The following is an 18,901-nucleotide window of genomic DNA, read 5'->3' on the forward strand; positions in this document are numbered from 1 at the left end:
CAACCGCAGCAGGGCACCTCAAATCCGATGGTGCAGCCGGTCGGTGCTGCTGCGCAGGCGCGCGAGCAGGGCTGGGGTGATCTGCGATAGCGGCAGCACCTCGTCGGCGGCGCCGTGGGCGATGGCTTCGCGCGGCATGCCGAAAACGACGCACGTGGCCTCGTCCTGCACGAAGTTGGTGGCACCGGCGTCTTTCATCTCGCGCATCGCGGCAGCGCCGTCGTTGCCCATGCCGGTGAGCATGATGCCGTAGGCATTGGGCCCGGCTACCGCCGCGACCGATTTGAACAGCACTTCGACCGAAGGTTTGTGGCGGTTCACGGGCGGGGCGTCTTCGACCACCGCGACGTAATTGGCGCCGCTGCGCGCGATGCGAAACTGCGTGCCGCCGGGCGCGATGTAGGCGTGACCGGGCAGGATGCGCTCGCCGTTTTGGGCCTCCTTGACGCTGATGCGGCACAGGCTGTCGAGGCGCGCGGCGAAACTCGTGGTGAAGCCCGGCGGCATGTGCTGCGTGATGACGATGGCCGGCGCATCTGCGGGCATGGGCAGCAGCACCTCCTTGATGGCCTCGGTGCCGCCCGTGGAGGCGCCGATGGCAATGAGTTTTTCGGTCGAAATGCGGCCCAAGGGCGGCGCAGGCGCTGCGCTGGCCTGCGCCGCGGCGGCACCAGCGTGCGCACTGGCTGCCGCCCGGGCCGCCGCCTTGGCGACGATGCGGTGCACGTGCGAGGCCGCGGCGATGCGGATCTTTTCGACGATCTCGTCGGCGAGTGCGTTGATGCCGCTCGCAAGCCCCACGCGCGGCTTGGCGACGAAGTCCACCGCACCGAGCTCGAGCGCACGGAGCGTGACCTCGGCACCGCGCTGCGTGAGCGTGGAGACCATCAGCACCGGCATGGGGCGCAGGCGCATGAGGCGCTCGAGAAAGTCGATGCCGTCCATGCGCGGCATTTCGACGTCGAGCGTGATCACGTCGGGGTTGCGCTCGCGGATCATCTCGCGCGCGATCAGCGGATCGTTGGCTGTGCCTATGCACTCCATGTCGGGCTGGCGGTTGATGATCTCGGCCAGCAGGCTGCGCACCAGCGCCGAGTCATCGACCACGATCACGCGGATTTTTGGCTTCACTGGCATGGCTATCGCAAAAAATGTCAAAACAGGTCGATCGAGCCGCCGGCCGTGGTCCTGGCGACTGTGGCGGCGTTGCCGCGTGCCTCTTGCACCTCGAGCGTTTCGGGGTGGGCATGCGCGAGGCGCTTGACCATGGCCTTGCCCGTGACCGGGAAGAACGCCACCTTGCGCGGATAGATGTCGAGCACGTCGTCCGACACGATGGGGATGTGCTCGGTGCGCAGGTATTCGCGCACGAAATGCGTGTTGCGTTCACCCACGTTCATGGTGGTGAAATTGTGCATGACCTGCCCGCCGCCGAAGATTTTGGCCTGCAGATTTTCGCGCCGCGCACCGAGCTTGAGCATCTGGTTGATCAGCAGCTCCATGGCATACGAGCCGTAGCGGCCCGAAACATCGCCCTGCTCGCCCTCGGGCAGCATGAAGTGGTTCATACCGCCTATGCGCACCCGCCCGTCCCACAGGCACGCGGCGATGCACGAGCCCAGCACCGTGGTGATGAGCATGTCCGCGCCGGTCACGAAGTATTCGCCGGGCAGCACTTTCACGGCCACGCGGCCGAAGTGGTTGTCGAGGTAGAAAAAGCCCGCCTCACCGGGCTGGCGCGCGCGCGCCTTGAGCTGCGCGAGCAAGGCTTTTTGCGCCGCACCTGCGTGGCCTGGAGCGGAGCGAGCGGCAGATTCAGCGGCGCTCATAAACGGTCTTTCCGCGCAGCGTGAACAGGTCGCGCGATTCGCTGAAGTTTTCCGCGTGGCCCACGAACAGCAGCCCACCCGGCTTGAGCACGCGGTGGATGCGCTCGAGCACGCGGCGCTGCGTGGGCGCGTCGAAGTAAATCATCACGTTGCGGCAAAACACCAGGTCGAACGGCTCCTTGAAGGGCCAGGACTCGCTCATGAGGTTGACCTGCAGGAATTCGATCATGCGCCGCAGCTCGGGTTTGACGCGCACCAAGCCCGTATTCGCACCCTTGCCGCGCAGGAAAAAGCGCTGCAGCCGCTCCTGGCTCAGGCCTTTGACGTTGTCGAGGCGATAGACGCCTTGCGCGGCCGTGGCGAGCACGCGCGAATCGATGTCGCTCGCCATCAGCTGGAATGATGCTTGCGGGCCCAGCGCTTCGAGCGCCGTGATGACAATCGAATAGGGCTCCTCACCCGTGGAGGCCGCATTGCACCAGGCGCGCCAGCGCGTGCCTGCGGGCTTGCTGCGCAGATGCGCGGCGAGCAGTTCGAAGTGGTGCGGCTCGCGAAAAAAGGCCGTGAGGTTGGTCGTGAGCGCGTTCACGAACTCCTGCCATTCGCGGCCTTCGACGCCTTCTTGCGATTCGAGCCAGTCGAGGTAGGCCTGAAAGCTGGCATGCCTGGTCTCGCGCAGGCGGCGCGCAAGCCGGCTATAGACCATGGCCTGCTTGCCCTCGTGCAGGCTGATGCCGGCGCGCTCGTAGATCAGCTTGCGCACGCGCGCAAAGTCGGCCGGCGTCCAGGCAAATTCGCGCCCCTGCAGCAAGGGGCTGGGCGCATCGGCAACCGGCGCGGAGTGCGGCATTGCGGCCGCAGCGGGGTGCGAACGGGATGAAGAAAAAGGTGGTGAAAGAGACATCGCGCCATCGCCCCCGTCAGCGCCAAGCCGCCGCCGCGGGGGCTTCGGGGAAGTGCGCAAGACTCCTGCGCGCGTGCAAACAATCTGCCATTGGCATGCGTATTTGCCCTTGGGTACTGGCAGCCGCTACACCAGCCCCATGTCGGTGCTGGTCATGAATTTTTCGATGTCGAGCAGGATCAGCATGCGCTCGCCCACGGAACCCAGGCCGGTGATGCAGCCCTTGTCTATGGTGCTCTCGACCTCGGGCGCGGGGCGGACCTGCTCAGGCATGAGTTCGAGCACATCGCTGACCGAATCGACCACGATGCCCACGACGCGCTGGTGCAGGTTCAGCACGATGACCACGGTGAGGCTGTCGTACGCGGCCTGCGCGCAGTGAAAGCGCAGACGCATATCGACGATGGGCACGATGGTGCCGCGCAGGTTGACCACGCCCTTGACGAACTCGGGCGCATGCGCGATGCGCGTGGGCGGCTCGTAGCCGCGGATTTCCTGCACCTTGAGGATGTCTATGCCGTACTCCTCCTGCCCGAGGCGAAACGTGAGGTATTCGCGCGCGGCGGCCGCCGCGGCTTCTTCCGTCTTGCTTGCTACTGCTTCCATGGTTTTCCCTCTCCAAAATCAGTGCCGCGCGCGGCGCACCAGGCTCGCGGTGTCCAAAATCAAGGCCACGCGGCCGTCGCCCAGGATGGTCGCGCCGGAGACGTTGGACACCTTGCGGTAATTGGTCTCGAGGTTTTTCACCACCACCTGGTGCTGCCCCAGCAATTCATCGACGAGCACGGCCACGCGGCTGCCGTCGGCCTCCACGACCACCATGATGTCGCTCGACTTGCTGGCATCGAGGCGCGGTACCTCGAAGATTTTTTCGAGCGCGATCACGGGCATGTATTCGTCGCGCACCTTGACGAGCTGCGCCCCCTGCGCCACGGTGTTGAGGTCTGCGGTTTGCACCTGAAAGGACTCGACCACCGAAGACAGCGGCAGGATGTACACCTCGTTGTCCACGCCCACCGACATGCCGTCCATGATGGCCAAGGTGAGCGGCAGGCGCACGGCCACGCGCGTGCCCTGGCCTTCGACCGAGTCGATTTCGACCGTGCCGTTGAGCGCCGTGATGTTGCGCTTGACCACGTCCATGCCCACGCCGCGGCCCGAAACGTCGGTGACGACCTCGGCGGTGGAAAAGCCCGGGGCAAAAATGAGCTGCCAGACTTCGGCGTCGCTCATCTGGTCGGACACGTCGAGGCCGCGCTCGCGCGCCTTGCGCAGGATTTTCTCGCGCGACAGGCCCTGCCCGTCGTCGCGCACCTCGATCACGATGGAGCCGCCCTGGTGCGAGGCCGCGAGCGTGATCGTGCCGTGCTCGGGCTTGCCCTTGGCGCGACGCTCGGCCGGCAATTCGATGCCGTGGTCGCAGCTGTTGCGCACCAGGTGCGTGAGCGGGTCGGTGATTTTTTCGACCAAGCCCTTGTCGAGTTCGGTAGCCTCGCCCACGGTGACCATTTCGACCTTCTTGCCGAGTTTGTGCGCGAGGTCGCGCAGCATGCGCGGAAAGCGGCTGAACACGACCGACATCGGAATCATGCGGATGGACATGACCGATTCCTGCAAGTCGCGCGTGTTGCGGTCCAGATCGGCCAGGCCCGCGAGCAGCTGCTGGTGCACTGCCGGATCGAGCCCGCGGCTGTTTTGCGCAAGCATGGCCTGCGTGATGACGAGCTCGCCCACCAGGTTGATGAGCTGATCGACCTTGCTCACGGCCACGCGGATGGAGGTCGATTCGAGCGACTGCGCGGGTGCGGAGTGTGCGGCTGGTGCGGCTGGTGCGGCTGGCGTGGGTGCGCTGCGCGGCGCGGCAGCCGGCGTGGCCGGGGCGGGCGCCTGCACCGGGGCTGCGGCAGCGGCCGGGACCGCGTCGCTGAAAAACCCATACCCTGCCGACGGCTCTGCGACCGGCACAGCCGCCTGCGGCGCGCCAAGCTCGGTGATGCGCACCTGCTCCTTGGCGACGTGGAAAGCGAGCAGGTCGAGCAAGTCGTCATTGGAAGAACTGGTCTGCACGGCAAAACGGCGCATGTCCGGGCCAGGGGCTGGCAGATCGCTAATGGTGCCGAGGCCCGGGATGTCGCGGAACAACTCCTTGATCGCGTCGGCCAGTTCGGGCCGTGCGAGCGGGCCCACTTCGAGCTCGAGCTGGCGTGGCTGACCCGCAGCCGGGCTTGCCACGGCAGGACCGGCAACGACCGCAGCCGCAGGTGCGGGCGCCGGGGCGGGACTTGGTGCCGGTGCCGGTGCCGGTGCTGGAGCGGCAGGTGCGGCGGCACCAGAAGCAAGCGCGCTGATGCGGCGCACCAGGTCGTGCGTGGGCACGGCCTCGCCCTGCTCGCCAGCCTGGTGGCGTGCGAGCAGGCTGCGCGCAGCGTCGGCCGACTCGAGCAGCACATCGACCATTTCGGGCACAGGCTGCAGCTCGTGGCGACGCAAACGGTCGAGCAAGGACTCCATCTGGTGTGTGAGCTCGGCCACGTCGGTAAAACCGAAGGTGGCGGCGCCGCCCTTGATCGAATGCGCGCAGCGGAAGATGCCGTTGAGCTCTTCATCGTTGGCGCTTTGCAGGTCCAGGTGCAGCAGGATCTGCTCGAACTGGTCGAGGTTTTCACCCGCTTCTTCGAAAAAGATTTGGTAGAACTGGCTCAGATCGAAATCCGCGCCTGCGCCCGTTGCTTCGTGCTGGGTCTGCGCCATGGGGGCTCCTGTGTGCTGCGATATGTGCCCGGCAAGGGACTGGGTCTAGGGAAAATGCTCAAGAAACGAGCTTCTTGATGACTTCGATCAAGCGGTTCGGGTCAAAAGGCTTGACCAGCCAGCCCGTGGCTCCGGCGGCGCGCCCGGCCTGCTTCATCTGGTCGCTCGACTCCGTCGTCAGGATCAGAATGGGCGTGGTCTTGAAGTGCGGCAGCTCGCGCAGCTTGCGCGTGAGCCCTATGCCATCGAGCCGCGGCATGTTCTGGTCCGCCAGCACCAGGTCCACGGCCTGGTCCTGCGCCTTTTCGAAGGCATCCTGCCCATCCACGGCTTCTATCACCTGGTAACCGGCTGCCGTGAGGGTGAACGCCACCATCTTTCGCATGGAGGGTGAATCATCTACGGCAAGAATCGACGGCATGGAATGCTCCAGGAGGCTGAAAACTGAAAGGACTGCATAGGTTAACTGTAATGGCGCGCGGCGACGCACCGGCTAGAACAACTCTACCGAGCCGGCATCCATCTCGCCCTGCGTCACCGGGTTGGGCCGCTCTGGCAAACGGGGCGCGCACGACGCCGCATCTTCGCCCTCCTCGGGCGGAATGACCTCGGCCGCGAGTCGAAACGCACAGCCCTGCAAGACCTTTTGGGTGTGCGTGATCAACTGCACCGCCATATCGTGAAACTGCAACTCCGTCACCGCGCCGCGCAGTGCTTCGCGCACCGCCGCGAGCGCGGGGGAAGCGGTCACGGCCTCGACGCTCAGCAAGGCATTGGCCTCATGAAAGCGCGCGAGCAGGACTTCCGTCGCGTGGTCGAGCAACCCTTCGAGGCGCCGCAAATCGTGCATCACGACCAGCAGCGCATCCTGGATCTCTGCCGCGGCCATGACGGGTACCTCGACCTTGGGCTCCTCGGAGGGCGGTGGCATGGTTTGCATGGGGTTCCAGTGTTAGATGCACGAAACGAAAAGGTGTTATCCGAGCGGGCGCTGAACGGCTCGTGGGGCGTTTTCAAGCCGATGCCCCTCTTACAGACGCACCCGCTTTGTTCCAAAATGTATCGCACCCTATGATAGCGCGCTTATGCACTGCGCAACATCGGGCCCAGCCCTGAATATTCTGCACCTCGAAGACTCGCCTGCGGACCACGCGCTCGCGCGCCTGGCGCTGCGCCGCGCGGGCGTGGAATGCACGCTGCAGCAGGTGGACACGCTGCCGGACTTCGAGCGCGCCCTCGCCGCGCAGCGCTTCGACGTGATTTTGGCTGACTACCGGCTCGCCGGCTTCACCGCGCTCGACGCCTGGAAACTGGTCGCGCCGCTGCCGGCGCCGCCACCCTTCGTGCTGCTGTCGGGCGCGATCGGCGAGGCCGCGGCCGTCGATGCCATGCGCCTGGGCATGGCCGACTTTGTGGCCAAGGACGACATGGCACGCCTGGCGCACGTGATCACGCGCGCCATCGAGGTGCATGAAGCCCGGCGTGCGCGTGCGCAGGCCGTGGCTGAGCTCGCGGCGTCGCAACGCCGTCTCGCCGAGCTCACCGAGCATTTGCAAAGCTCGATCGAGCAGGAGCGCGCAGCGATCGCGCGCGAAATCCACGACGACATCGGCGGCGCGCTGGCCGCGCTGCGCTTTGACATCGCCTGGATCCGGCGCCACAGCCATGACCCCAAGCTGCAACGGCGCGCCGACAGCGCCGCCGAGACGCTGCAGCAGGCACTCGGCGCGAGCCAGCGCATCATGATGAACCTGCGCCCGCCCATTCTCGACCAGGGCCTGGTCGCGGCCGTGCAGTGGCTCGCGGCGAACTTCGAGCGGCGCACCGGCGTGCCGGCGCGGGTGCGCACAGGCGGTGAATACATCGCCGTGCCGCCCGCAGTGCAGCTCGTAGCCTATCGCACCGCGCAAGAAGCCCTGACCAACATCATCAAACACGCCCAGCCGCGGCAGGTTCGCTTGGAGCTCGCAGACAGCGAAGGCATGCTCACGCTCGAAGTGACCGACGATGGTCGCGGCATGGCGCCCGCACAGCGCGACAAGCCCAAGGCCTTCGGCCTCAAAGGGCTGCAGGAGCGTGCGCGCACGGTCGGAGGCTGGCTCGACGTGAGCAGCCAGCCCGGGCGCGGCACGAGCGTGATTCTGTCCATCCCCCTGCCGCCCGCGCAGTCGCTCGTGCCGGCACCGCGAGAAAATCTCCCAGACAACACGGAGAGCACGGAGGGCGCACCGTCGCCCGCGCGAGCACCAGCGCAAGCGTCCTTGCCTCCGGCAGCGCCTGATGCGCCAGGAAACACGCCATGATCCACGTCGTCCTCTGCGATGACCACGCCGTGCTGCGCCGCGGCATCCGCGACACGCTCAGCGAAGAGCCCGACATCCGCGTGACGGGCGAAGCGGGCAGCTACGGCGAGTTGCGCGAAACCTTGCGCAGCGCGGCCTGCGAAGTGCTGCTGCTCGACCTGAACCTGCCCGGGCGCAGCGGCCTCGAGGTGCTCGCGAGCCTGCGCGAGACGCACCCCGCAATCAAGGTGCTGGTGGTCTCTATGTACCCCGAAGACCAGTATGCGCTGCGCTGCCTGCGCGCCGGTGCGCAAGGCTACGTCAACAAGGCCAGCGACCCCGCCGCGCTCGCCCAGGCCGTGCGCACCGTGGCCCAGGGGCGCAAACACCTCACCCCCGAGGTCGCGCAGCTGCTCGCCGACAGCCTGGCGCAGCCCAGCCCCGAGCTACCGCATGCCGCACTCTCGGAGCGCGAACTGCAGACCCTCGTGAAAATCGCCTCGGGCCGCAAGCTCTCCGACATCGCCGAGGAGCTCATGCTCAGCCCCAAAACCGTAAGCGTGTACCGCGCCCGCGTGCTCGAAAAGCTCAAACTCTCGAACAACGCCGAACTCACGGTCTATGCCATCCGCAACAACCTGGTTTGAGGGCGAAACCGGAAATTGGGGCGGAGGTGGAGGGGCAAAGGGCAGATGCCGGGATATGTGCCCTGCGGCGGTGACAGAAGGGCTTGCAATACCATGCGGGCCTTCGCTACGCTAGTGTAGTGTTTGATGCTTGATGCGACAAATAAAACCGATGGATTTTTGGTCTGGGCAAGGCGCAAACCGCAGCGATACCGGGTGGTATCGCGAGGATTTGCAACGCGGCCCGGGCCGAAAAGACGCGGTTTTATGTCGCAGATAGCGTCGAACACTACACTAGGTCCTTTTTGGGGGAAGATTCCAATTTCATTCATGCAAACCCGCCGCCTCATCGCGCTGACCTTGTTCGTGCTGACGCTGCACCTGCTGCTGCTCGGCGGCCTGTCCTTGCGCGGGGGTGGCGTGGGTGCCGGGGTTGTGGCCGCCAGCGGGCCGCTGGTGTTCAGCACGCGCAGCATCCCGGCCGCACCCGCGCAGGTGCAGGCTCCCTCTGACAAAGCCGCGCCTGCGCCCCTGACCGCCTCGCCACCTGCAGTGGCGCGCAAGACAAAACCACCGGCACCGCGGCGCAAACCAGCGCCGCCGGCACCGGCCGCCGCACCAGCCGAAGTAGCCAAAGTAGCTGAGTCGGCCCCCTCCCCGCCCTCCCCGCCCTCCCCTGCCCCCCCGGCCTTGCCCGACGCGGCGCCGCAAGCACCTGCGCCCCCTGCCCTGGCCGCAGAGCCTGCGGACTCTGCTGCTGCCGCGGCCTCCACCGGAACCTCTGCAGAGGCTGCGTCCGAGTCGGGCACAGCCGCGCAGGGCACGGCCGCTGCACCCGCAGATTCCCCCGCCAGCCCGGCGCTCGCTGCCGCCAGTGCTCCCGTTGCTACCCCCGCCAGCCCCGCCGCATCCGCGGCGGCAGATGCACCCGTGCGCACAGCCCAGGCTGCCAGCGCGGCAGAAACCGGTGCCGATGCGGGGCTGGAGATATTCGCCGCAGGCGACAGCGCCCACGCCGCGCGCATGAGCCAAACGCCGCCCGTGCGCATACCGCCGCCCATGCGCCTGGAGTTCGACGCGCTAGGCCTGGTCAAAGGGCTGCACTACACGGCCAGTGCACAGCTGCTGTGGCAACACGATGGCAGCCGCTACCAAGCGCGCCAGGAAGTGCGCGTGTTTTTGCTGGGCACGCGCGCGCAGACGAGCACTGGCAGCATCACCGCGCAGGGTTTGCGCCCCGAGCGCTTTGGCGACATCGCGCGGCGTGAGCTTGCGGCGCACTTCGACTACGCGCAGGGCCGCGTCATCTTCAGCGCCAACACGCCGCAGGCGCCGCTGCGCGCAGGTGCGCAGGACCGGCTCAGCGTCTTCATCCAGCTTGGCGCCCTGTTCGCCGCGCAGCCGCAGCGCTTCGTGCCCGGCACGCGCATCAGCGTACCCACCATAGGCCCGCGCAGCGCCGACCGCTGGATCTTTGCCGTGCGCGGGCTTGAAACCCTGCACCTGCCGGCCGGCGACATGCCCGCCTGGAGGCTGGAGCGCCTGCCCGAGCGCGACTACGACCAGAAGGCCGAGCTCTGGCTTTCCCCAGACCTCGGCTACCTGCCCGTGCGCATCCGCCTCACGCAGAGCAATGGCGACTACGTCGATTTGCAGCTGCGCAGCAGCGGTCCGCCATGATGCGCCGCTGCCGGGAGCGGCGTTACCGCGTCGTGGAAACGGCACGCCACGTGGGGCTTTTGCGCAACGCGCAAGGTGCATGGCGCGCAGGCTTGGATGTTTCGTGAAATACTGCAAGCGATGCCGCGTCTTGAAGTTTGTCAAGCAGCGGTCATCTGATGCGCATACCGACTGGGGGAACCATCATGCAAATGCTCTACGACTCCGAATCCTTTGTAGTGGTCCACATGCTGCCGGAAGCGATGGACTCTGCTGCCCCGACCACCACCGCGCAAGGGGACGCAGCTGGCGCCGCAGGTGACGCCCTCTGCGCCATACCGCAAATGGTGCGCCACGGCTTTGAAATCGTGGACAAACGCTCGGGCAAAGAGGTCTATCTCGACGGCTCCTGGGCCGAGCTCTTTCAGCAGCAGATCGTCGCCTGGCAACACAAGACGCCCACGCAGGAAGAAGTCGAAGACACGCTGGACCGCTACGCCAGCCTCGCGCAAAACCCGGTGGTGATGCACTGAGCCAGGCAGCCGCTCCGGCTGCCTGGCAAGGCCCGCACGTGCGGTGAGGACGGGTCGGCGTCTTGCGGTTTTTAGGGTGAAATCCGCCTTAAGTCCTTATAAATAGAGCACGAGCAGCTCTTTATTCAGGAGCAATCAAAGATGGCGGCGTGGCCCCACGCCGCGCTGCCATTTCCCGCCCCATGGCCTGCAGCGCCGCTGCGCCGAGCAGCTTGTGCGCGGCGGGGTAGGCGCGCTGCTCTTCGTCTGCAATATGGCGTGCGTAATGCGCCGCGAAAGCGTCGAATGCAGCCTCTTCCTGCGCGCTGAAGTTGGAGCGTTGCCCATGCGCGAGTGCCTGCAAGGGCGTGCGCAGCTGCGCCCAGTCCGCGGCCATGTGCACATGGTCTTGCGCGAGGCGCTCCACCAAAGCCCGCGCATCGGCATCCCCCTGCGCGCGCAGCAGCGGAAAGATGTGTTTCTCTTCATCCTCATGGTGCAGCGGGCCGGCTTGGTCGAAGTAGCGCAGCACGTCGCGCGCGGCCTGGCGCGCCGCAGCGTCGCAGCCTTGCGCGTACAGGTGGGCGCAGAGCTTTTGCAGCAGCGCGAGCATGCGTTGCACACGCTCGTGGCAGGCCTCGAGCATGGCAAACGGCTGCTCGAAGCCCGCGGCAGGCGTGTGCAGACCGGGGAAGGCGGGGGTGGCGGGGGTGGCGGGGGTGGCGGGTGTAGCGCGCATGGTGAAGACCGCCCGAGGCTGCCGCGCGCCCTCAACCGCAGGCGCCGATGTGGCCGCACTGGGTGCAGTAGTCGCAGCCGTCCTTGCGGATCACGGCGTGCGCGCCGCATTCGCTGCATTTTTTGCCGAGCATGATCGGCGGCATGCCTGCGGGCGGCTCGGCGTTTTGCAATGCCTCGGGCATGGCGCTGGCGCCGGCTGCGTTGGCTGCGGCGCGGTGCGCGAGGATGTTTTGCACGGCGTAGGCAATGGCCGCGACTTCCGAGTCGTGCCACATGGGCACGCGCGTGCCGTCTGCTTTTTCATAGCTGCCCAAGCGCACGGGGCCTCGGTCCCAGGCCACTTTGCGCATGTCGCGCAGGGCGCGCTCCAAAAAGCCGCCGCGCGCGGCGAGCGAGAGCAGGCGCATGCTCGAGGTGATCCACTGCTGCGATTCGCCGCTTTGCCCCACGGGCATGAAGAATTCGATCGCGCGATCGACCGTGCCCTGGCCGTCGGGCGTGGGCACGGGCAGGAAGGACACCAGCAGGTACAGCGTCTTGTGCCCCTCTTGCGTCCAGTATTCGAGCTTTTCGGCCACGGCCGAGAGCGCGCCCTTGGGGCGGCTCTCGATCACGCTGCGCATCGGGTCGGTGGGCGGTTGCGCTTCGTTTTCAGGAGCTTTTTGCGCAGACTGGGCGGCGCTTTCGGGCGCTTCTAGCACTGCGCCGAGGATGGCGTTGGGGCGGTAGGTGGCCAGGCCCTTGAGCCCTGCGCGCCAGGCTTGCAGGTACAGGCCCTTGAAGTCGTCGAAGGGGTAGTCGGCGGGGATGTTGACGGTCTTGGAAATGGCCGTGTCCACGAGCGGCTGCACGGCCTGCATCATGGCGATGTGGCCTGCGGTGGACATTTCGAGCGCCGAGACGAAGTACGCAGGCAGCGCCTGCACGTCACCGCCGAGCGCGCGGTACAGGCGCCAGGCGTGGTCCTGCACCTCGTATTCGCTGGTGCTGCCGTCGGCCTCGCGCTTTTTGCGTGTGTAAGTCCACGAGAACGCGGGCTCGATGCCGTTGGAGGCGTTGTCGGCAAAGGCCAGGCTCACGGTGCCCGTGGGCGCGATCGACAGCAGGTGGCTGTTGCGTATGCCGTGGGTGCGAATGGCCTGCTGCAGCGCCGCGGGCAGGCGGCTCGCGAAAGTGCCTTCGGCGAGGTAGCCGGCGGCGTCGAACTTGGGGAACGCGCCTTTTTCGCGCGCGAGCTCGACCGAGGCGGCGTAGGCCGCGTCACGCATGCGCGTGGCGATGCGCTGCGCCATTTCGCGGCCTTCGGGCGCGTCGTAGCGCAGGCACAGCATGCTCAAGGTGTTGCCCAGACCCGTGAAGCCCACGCCGATGCGCCGCTTGGCCATGGCCTCGGCGCGCTGCTGCGGCAGCGGCCACCAGGTGAGGTCGAGCACGTTGTCGAGCGCGCGCACCTGCAGCGCCACGGCTTTTTCGAAGGCGGCAAAGTCGAACGCGGGCACGCCGTCGAAGCCGAACGCATGGCGCACGAAGCGCGGCAGGATGATGGGGCCGAGGTCGCAGCAACCATAGGGCGGCAGGGGCTGCTCGCCGCAGTTGTGCACCACGAGGCCGTTGGCGTCGAAGGCGTGCACGTCGGCCACGGTGACGTCGAACACGTCTTCGCAGCCGTCGTCGGCCAGGGATTCGACGGTGGCGGTAAAGCGCTCGCGGTTCAAAGCGCGGCTATAGCCGGCCAAGGCGGCCTGCAGGCGCGCGGCTTTGTCGGTGTCGGCAAAGCCGATGCGCTCGGCAAACACGCGCAGGTTGTCACCGCTGAGGACCAGCTCGTGCTGGCTGCGCGTGGCGTAGTGCTGCATGCCGCCGCGCCCATCGGGCAATGCGCGCACGGCCGCGGGGCGGCGTTCGCGGTACAGCGTGCAGGCCATACCCAGGCGCAGCAGCATGCGCTGCACGGCTTGCAGCAGCGGCAGGTCGCTTTGCACCAGGCGCACGCTGACGCCTTTTTCTTGACTGCCCTGTATGGAGCCATCGGCATCGAACAGGCCACGCAGCAGGCCGCAGGCGAAGGCCGATGATTGCCGCTCCATCGCCGGCGTGATGGTTTTGCGGCGCGGCGACATGTCCAGGCGGTGTGCCAGCCGGCACAGCGCGGCGCTGGCCAGGCGTGCTTCGCCGCGCGCAGGGATGGGGCGCTGAAAGCCCGCGAAATCGGCACGGTGCGCCAATGTACCCATGGCGTTTTCGGCAGCCTGCATGATGCCTGCAGCGCCGCTCGCGGCGTAGGCCACGCTGCCCTGCCCGCCATTGCCCACGGCGCGCAGCTCGGGCGCCCAGACCGAGAGCACGGCCTTGCGCTCCTGCAGCGTGCCGTCGCCGATCAGCAGGCCCAGCAGATAACCCTCGGCCTCGGTGCCGGGCCCCCCCCAGCCGGCGGCTGCGCGGTGGTCGTGCAGCAGGATTTCATCGCCGGGGGCGAGCTGCGCGGCGGGCGTCCACTCCACCTCGAGGCTGTAGCGGGTTTTGCGCGCCACGCGGCGCACGCGGTGGTCGGCCGTGAGCCGCAGGCGGTAGCCTTCGCGCGTTTGCAGACGCAGCACGGGCTTGGTGCCGGTTTTGAAAAAGCCCTGGCTTTGCACGCGGTAGGCGCGGCCATCGACCAGCGCGCTGAAAGGCTGCCCCACGAGGTCGGCCACCTGCGCGGGCCCGCAGGCCGTCATGACCCAGGTGTCGGCCGTGACGCAGGGGTTGGTGGCCTCTATGGTTTCGCAGTAGCGCAGGTTGTTGTCGCGCTGGATCTGGTCGAGGAACAGGATGCCCGGCTCGGCGAAGTCGTAGGCGGACTGCATGATGCTGTCCCACAGCGTGCGTGCGGGCAGGCGCGTGTAGGCCCACAGGCCGTCGGCGCGCTGGTAGGCGCCCTGGGCGATCAGCGTGGCGCTGGGGCGCGCGCGGTGCACGAGCTCCCAGGGCTGGTCTTGTTCGACGGCCTGCATGAAGGCGTCGGTCACGGCGACCGAGACGTTGAAGTTGTTCCAGCGCCCGGGCGTGCGCTTGGCGGTGATGAATTCACGCACGTCGGGGTGGTCTATGCGCAGCACGCCCATTTGCGCGCCGCGGCGCGCGCCGGCGCTCTCGACCGTGGAGCAGGACTGGTCGAACACGTTCATGTAGCTGCACGGCCCCGAAGCCAGCGAGGCGGTGGCGCGCACTTCGGCGCCGCGCGGACGGATGCGCGAGAAGTCGTAGCCCACGCCGCCGCCGCGGCGCATGGTTTCGGCGGCCTCGCGCAGCGCCTCGTAAATGCCGGGGTAGCCCTCGTCATCGACGCCCTGGATGCAGTCGCCCACGGGCTGCACGAAGCAGTTGATGAGTGTGGCCTGGATGTCGGTGCCCGCCGCGCTCATGATGCGCCCCGCGCCGATGGCGCCCGCGTGCAGGTTGGTGAGAAACAGTTTTTCGTAGCGCGTGCGCAGCTCGGGCGCCTCGACCGAGGCGAGCGCGCGCGCGACGCGCTGGTACAGCTCTTCCAGGCTGCTTTCACCGGGTTTGAGGTACTTTTCGCGCAGCACATCGAGGCTGATGGGCTGCGGCGGCAGGGGTTCAGATGGGAGGGTGTCGCGTTTCATGGCGAAGGGGTGCGGTACGAATCAAATGGGAGTAGGGGATTGTGCACCGCACCGCAGCGGCACCGTCGTGCAGGGATGCAGTGACCGCTATTGCACCAGTGGCGTCTGGGCGGCGCCCAGGGCTATGCCCTCGACCTCGGCCTGGCCCGCGAGCAGCCGCATGTATTGGTGCAACGCCCGGGCGCGCGACTGCAGCGCCAATTGCGCCGCGATGCGGTCGCGCACCTGGTCAAAGCTGGCCAGCTTGCCCTTGCGCCGCTCCAGCACCTCGATGATGTGAAAGCCATAGCGCGTATGCACGAGCCGCGGGTGCACGCCCAGCCCCCATTGCGCGTGTTTTTGCTGGAACAGCTCGTTCGCGAGTTCGGGCGCGCAGTCCTCGGGCGCCACCCAGCCAAGGTCGCCGCCCTGCGCGCCCGAGGGGCAGTTGGAGAGCTCCGCCGCGAGTTCGGCAAAACGCGGGGCGGGCGCGTCCTTGCCCACCAGCTCCAGCAAGGCCTGCTCGGCGCGCACGGTGAGCGCATGCACGTTGACGCCCGGCGTCACCGCAAACAGGATGTGCCGCAGGTGCACGGCCTGCCCTTGCATGAACTGCTGGGGGTTGGCCTCGTAGTAGCGCCGCACTTCTTCGGGCGTGGGCTGGGGCGAGGCCACGGCGCGCTCCACCATGGCTTCGATGACGGCGCGCTCGGCGGCGCCGAGTTCGGGCGCGAGCGCTGTGTCGGGGGCGGGCAACAGGCCCGCGCGCACGGCTTCCTGGCGCAGCAGCTCAGCATACGCACGCTCGCGCAAGGCGTCGGCGCCGGGGTGCTCATCGGTACGGTGCAAGGCCACGCCGTTGATGCGGGCGGGGGCGGACGGCTCGGACGTGCAGGCACAGGCGGTGTGGCCGCAGCCGGTGACGGTGGAGGTATGGGGTCTCATGGAACGCCTCGAGGGTACGAAAGTTCAGACCATGCCGGGAAGATCAGCCGTTTGCAGCCATTGCCGCGCCTCAGCGCGTCGCCTGCGGGCCACCCAGGCCCACGCGGCGGCTGCGCACGAGCTGGTAGGGGCGCCACAGATAGGCCAGGGTGCCGAAACCGCTCCACACGTGCACGAGGCGCGTGAACGGAAACACCAGGAAGATCGTCATGCCGAGGAACATGTGCGCACGGAACACCCAGCTCGCCTCGGCCAGCAACTCGGGCGCGCCGCTGCGGAAGGTGACGATGCGCTGCGCCCATTCGGCCAGCAGCAGCATCATGCCGCCGTCGAGGTGCTGGGCCGACAGCGGAATCGTGGCCAGGCCCAGCGCGAATTGCAGCCACAAGAGCCACAGCAGCACGATGTCGCTGGTCTTGGAGGTGGCGCGGATGCGCACGTCCGACAGGCGGCGGTGCAGCAGCAGCGACACGCCCACGAAGCCGAACAGGCCGAACAGGCCGCCCGAAACCATGGCAAGCAGCTGCTTGGCGCCCGCGCTGATGAAGGGCGAATAGACGAAGTGCGGCGTGAGCATGCCCACGCTGTGCCCGAAGAACAGAAACAGGATGCCGACGTGAAACAGGTTGCTGCCCCAGCGCAGCTGGCCTGCGCGCAGCAGCTGGGAAGAATCGCTCTTCCAGGTGTATTGGTCGCGGTCGAAGCGGATCAGGCTGCCGAGCAGAAACACGGTCAGGCAGATGTACGGGTAGTACCCGAACAGGAAGTGGGTGAGGTAGTCCTTCATGCTGGAACTCCTTGGGTGGGCGTCTTGCGAACGATGTGGATGGGTTGGGCCTCGCCCGGGCGCGACTGCCCGTGTGTGCTGCAGCCGGCGAAGGCCTCGGGCTCGGCCCAGCTGTCGTCCATGGGGACGTCGGGGTCGAAGGCGACGGCCTGGACTTTCTCGCCGGCGAGTTCGAGCACGGCGGCGAGGACACTGGCGTAGGGATTGCCGCGCGCGCGCAGAGCGCTGAAGATGGCCTGCAGGATATGCGCCATTTCCGCCAGAAAGGCCCGCGCGAGCTTGGGTGGCTGCGTGGAGGCAAACTCGAGCACCACGCACAGATGGTCGGGCAACTCCTCGGGGGCGAGGTACAGGCCGGCCTGTGCGTAGGTCTGAACCAGGTCCAGCATGGCCGGCCCGCGGTCGCGCGAGTCGCCGTGCACGTGTTCGAACAGGTGCAGCGAGGTCGAACGCCCGCGGTCGAAGGTTTCGACGTAGCGCGCCTCGGCCTCCATGGCCAGGCGCCCAATATCGGCGGCCAGGGCGCGCAGCTCGGCGCGCCGCGCCGCGGGCAGCACGGCTTCGTCATCTATGGCCGCGATCAGTTCCGGCAGGTGGGCGCGCAACTGCGCGTCCGGGTAGCGCAACAGGGCGGCCAGGGCTCTGAGGGAATAGCGCTGGGGGTGGCGCTGCAAGTGATGGGGGGCGGGCACGATGGGCTCCTTGGGGTGCGTCGGTGCGCGGGATTCAGACCACGGACTGAATCGGGATGGTGCGGCGCTTCTTGGCGCCGAACAGGCTGGTCTGCGAGCTGCCGTCCGAGCAGCCGTTGCCGAACGAGAAGCCGCAGCCGCCGCGCAGGTCGAAGGCGTTTTCGGCGTATTCGCGGTGGCTGGACGGGATCACGAAGCGGTCTTCGTAGTTCGCGATGGCCATGATCTGGTACATCTCCTCGACCTGCGCGACCGTGAGGCCGGCCTGCTCGAGCACGGCGAGGTTCTGCACCTGGTCAACGTGCTTGCCGCGCTGGAAGGCACGCATCGCAAGCATGCGCTCCAGGGCGCGCGCGACGGGCTGCGTGTCGCCGGCCGTGAGCAGATTGGCCAGGTACTGCAGCGGGATGCGCATCTGCGCGATGTCGGGCAGCTCGCCGTTCACGCCGATGTGCCCGGCATTCGCCGCCGAGGTGATGGGCGACAGCGGCGGCACGTACCAGACCATGGGCAGCGTGCGGTACTCGGGGTGCAGCGGCAGCGCGACCTTCCAGTCTATGGCCATTTTGTAGACCGGGCTGTTTTTGGCGCCTTCGAGCCAGGACTCGGGGATGCCGTCCTTGCGCGCCTGCTCGATCACGCGCGGGTCGTGCGGGTTCAGGAAGATGTCGAGTTGGGCTTGGTACAAGTCCTTGTCGTTGGCGACGCTGGCCGCTTCGGCGATGCGGTCGGCGTCGTAGAGCACCACGCCGAGGTAGCGGATGCGGCCCACGCAGGTTTCGCTGCACACGGTGGGCTGGCCGGCCTCGATGCGCGGGTAGCAGAAGATGCACTTCTCGGCCTTGCCGGTCTGCCAGTTGTAGTAGATTTTCTTGTAGGGGCAGCCAGAGACGCACATGCGCCAGCCGCGGCATTTGTCCTGGTCTATGAGCACGATGCCGTCGTCTTCGCGCTTGTAGATCGAGCCCGAGGGGCAGCTGGCCACGCAGGCGGGGTTCAGGCAGTGCTCGCACAGCCGGGGCAGGTACATCATGAAGGTGTTTTCGAACTGGCCCACCATGTCTTTTTGCACCTGCTCGAAGCTGGCCAGGTTGGCGTCCTTGCTGCGCTTGCTGAACTCACCGCCCAGGATCTCTTCCCAGTTCGGGCCCCACTCGATCTTTTCCATGCGCTGCCCGGTGATGAGCGAGCGCGGGCGCGCGGTAGGCGGCGCCTTGGCTTCGGGGGCGGACTGCAGATGGTCGTAGTCGTAGGTGAAGGGCTCGTAGTAGTCGTCGATCTGCGGCAGGTTGGGGTTGCTGAAGATTTTCATCAGCAGCGACCACTTGCCCCCCTGCTTGGGCACGATGGAGCCATCGTTCCGGCGCACCCAGCCGCCGTTCCATTTGTCCTGGTTTTCCCATTCCTTGGGGTAGCCTATGCCGGGCTTGGTTTCGACGTTGTTGAACCAGGCGTATTCGACGCCGGGGCGGCTGGTCCAGACATTTTTGCAGGTGACCGAGCAGGTGTGGCAGCCTATGCACTTGTCCAGGTTCAGCACCATGGCGATTTGCGCGCGAACTTTCATC

At 67.1% G+C, this 18,901-nt stretch carries 17 protein-coding genes; 4 read left to right on the plus strand and 13 right to left on the minus strand.

Translation table 11 applies throughout. The features are described from left to right. Positions 1 to 18: 18 nt before the first annotated feature. The 7 genes from PYV55_RS11970 to PYV55_RS12000 form a co-directional block, all read right to left on the minus strand. Positions 19 to 1,131, minus strand: coding sequence for a protein-glutamate methylesterase/protein-glutamine glutaminase (locus PYV55_RS11970; RefSeq protein ID WP_275851561.1), 1,113 nt, complete (start codon positions 1,129 to 1,131; stop codon positions 19 to 21). 23 nt (positions 1,132 to 1,154) lie between these two features. Further along, positions 1,155 to 1,829: a chemoreceptor glutamine deamidase CheD gene (gene cheD / locus PYV55_RS11975; RefSeq protein ID WP_275851458.1), complete on the minus strand. Its 675-nt coding sequence runs from the start codon at positions 1,827 to 1,829 to the stop codon at positions 1,155 to 1,157. After that, on the minus strand, positions 1,816 to 2,679 hold the full coding sequence (locus PYV55_RS11980) for a CheR family methyltransferase (protein WP_275851460.1): 864 nt from the start codon (positions 2,677 to 2,679) through the stop codon (positions 1,816 to 1,818). The genes cheD and PYV55_RS11980 overlap by 14 nt, the downstream gene beginning before the upstream one ends. Positions 2,680 to 2,859: 180 nt before the next feature. Beyond that, the gene (locus PYV55_RS11985) at positions 2,860 to 3,339 is read right to left on the minus strand and encodes a chemotaxis protein CheW (RefSeq protein ID WP_275851463.1); all 480 of its coding nucleotides are present in this window, start codon (positions 3,337 to 3,339) and stop codon (positions 2,860 to 2,862) included. A gap of 18 nt (positions 3,340 to 3,357) precedes the next feature. Then, positions 3,358 to 5,484: a chemotaxis protein CheW gene (locus tag PYV55_RS11990; RefSeq protein WP_275851466.1), complete on the minus strand. Its 2,127-nt coding sequence runs from the start codon at positions 5,482 to 5,484 to the stop codon at positions 3,358 to 3,360. 58 nt (positions 5,485 to 5,542) lie between these two features. Then, complete coding sequence (locus PYV55_RS11995) at positions 5,543 to 5,905, minus strand: response regulator (RefSeq protein WP_275851469.1); 363 nt, start codon at positions 5,903 to 5,905, stop codon at positions 5,543 to 5,545. A 72-nt stretch (positions 5,906 to 5,977) separates the two neighbouring features. After that, the gene (locus PYV55_RS12000) at positions 5,978 to 6,424 is read right to left on the minus strand and encodes a hypothetical protein (protein WP_275851471.1); all 447 of its coding nucleotides are present in this window, start codon (positions 6,422 to 6,424) and stop codon (positions 5,978 to 5,980) included. A gap of 145 nt (positions 6,425 to 6,569) precedes the next feature. On the opposite strand from PYV55_RS12000, the gene PYV55_RS12005 reads away from it, so the two are divergent. From PYV55_RS12005 to PYV55_RS12020, 4 genes are all read left to right on the plus strand, one after another. After that, on the plus strand, positions 6,570 to 7,787 hold the full coding sequence (locus PYV55_RS12005) for a hybrid sensor histidine kinase/response regulator (RefSeq protein WP_275851473.1): 1,218 nt from the start codon (positions 6,570 to 6,572) through the stop codon (positions 7,785 to 7,787). Then, positions 7,784 to 8,413: a response regulator gene (locus PYV55_RS12010; protein ID WP_275851475.1), complete on the plus strand. Its 630-nt coding sequence runs from the start codon at positions 7,784 to 7,786 to the stop codon at positions 8,411 to 8,413. Before PYV55_RS12005 ends, PYV55_RS12010 begins: the two co-directional genes overlap by 4 nt. Positions 8,414 to 8,722: 309 nt before the next feature. Continuing rightward, positions 8,723 to 10,072: a DUF3108 domain-containing protein gene (locus PYV55_RS12015; protein ID WP_275851478.1), complete on the plus strand. Its 1,350-nt coding sequence runs from the start codon at positions 8,723 to 8,725 to the stop codon at positions 10,070 to 10,072. Positions 10,073 to 10,257: 185 nt separating this feature from the next. Continuing rightward, positions 10,258 to 10,584: a BTH_I0359 family protein gene (locus tag PYV55_RS12020; protein ID WP_275851480.1), complete on the plus strand. Its 327-nt coding sequence runs from the start codon at positions 10,258 to 10,260 to the stop codon at positions 10,582 to 10,584. A 121-nt stretch (positions 10,585 to 10,705) separates the two neighbouring features. Here the strand turns inward: PYV55_RS12020 and PYV55_RS12025 are convergent, their stop codons facing one another. From PYV55_RS12025 to narH, 6 genes are all read right to left on the minus strand, one after another. Further along, positions 10,706 to 11,302 carry a hemerythrin domain-containing protein gene (locus tag PYV55_RS12025; protein WP_275851482.1) on the minus strand — a complete coding sequence of 199 codons (597 nt, stop codon included), beginning with the start codon at positions 11,300 to 11,302 and terminating at the stop codon, positions 10,706 to 10,708. Positions 11,303 to 11,333: 31 nt separating this feature from the next. Further along, positions 11,334 to 14,930, minus strand: coding sequence for an LAGLIDADG family homing endonuclease (locus PYV55_RS12030; RefSeq protein WP_275851485.1), 3,597 nt, complete (start codon positions 14,928 to 14,930; stop codon positions 11,334 to 11,336). A gap of 87 nt (positions 14,931 to 15,017) precedes the next feature. Further along, on the minus strand, positions 15,018 to 15,854 hold the full coding sequence (locus tag PYV55_RS12035; RefSeq protein ID WP_275851488.1) for a peptidylprolyl isomerase: 837 nt from the start codon (positions 15,852 to 15,854) through the stop codon (positions 15,018 to 15,020). Positions 15,855 to 15,924: 70 nt separating this feature from the next. Continuing rightward, complete coding sequence (narI, locus tag PYV55_RS12040) at positions 15,925 to 16,641, minus strand: respiratory nitrate reductase subunit gamma (protein WP_275851491.1); 717 nt, start codon at positions 16,639 to 16,641, stop codon at positions 15,925 to 15,927. Beyond that, positions 16,638 to 17,333, minus strand: a complete 696-nt coding sequence (gene narJ, locus PYV55_RS12045) for a nitrate reductase molybdenum cofactor assembly chaperone (RefSeq protein ID WP_275851494.1) — start codon at positions 17,331 to 17,333, stop codon at positions 16,638 to 16,640. The genes narI and narJ overlap by 4 nt, the downstream gene beginning before the upstream one ends. A gap of 34 nt (positions 17,334 to 17,367) precedes the next feature. Further along, positions 17,368 to 18,900, minus strand: coding sequence for a nitrate reductase subunit beta (narH, locus tag PYV55_RS12050; RefSeq protein ID WP_275851496.1), 1,533 nt, complete (start codon positions 18,898 to 18,900; stop codon positions 17,368 to 17,370). Between the last annotated feature and the right edge of the window lies 1 nt (position 18,901).

Origin of the sequence: Extensimonas soli, from assembly GCF_029211265.1 — a bacterium.
GTDB lineage: Bacteria > Pseudomonadota > Gammaproteobacteria > Burkholderiales > Burkholderiaceae_C > Extensimonas > Extensimonas soli.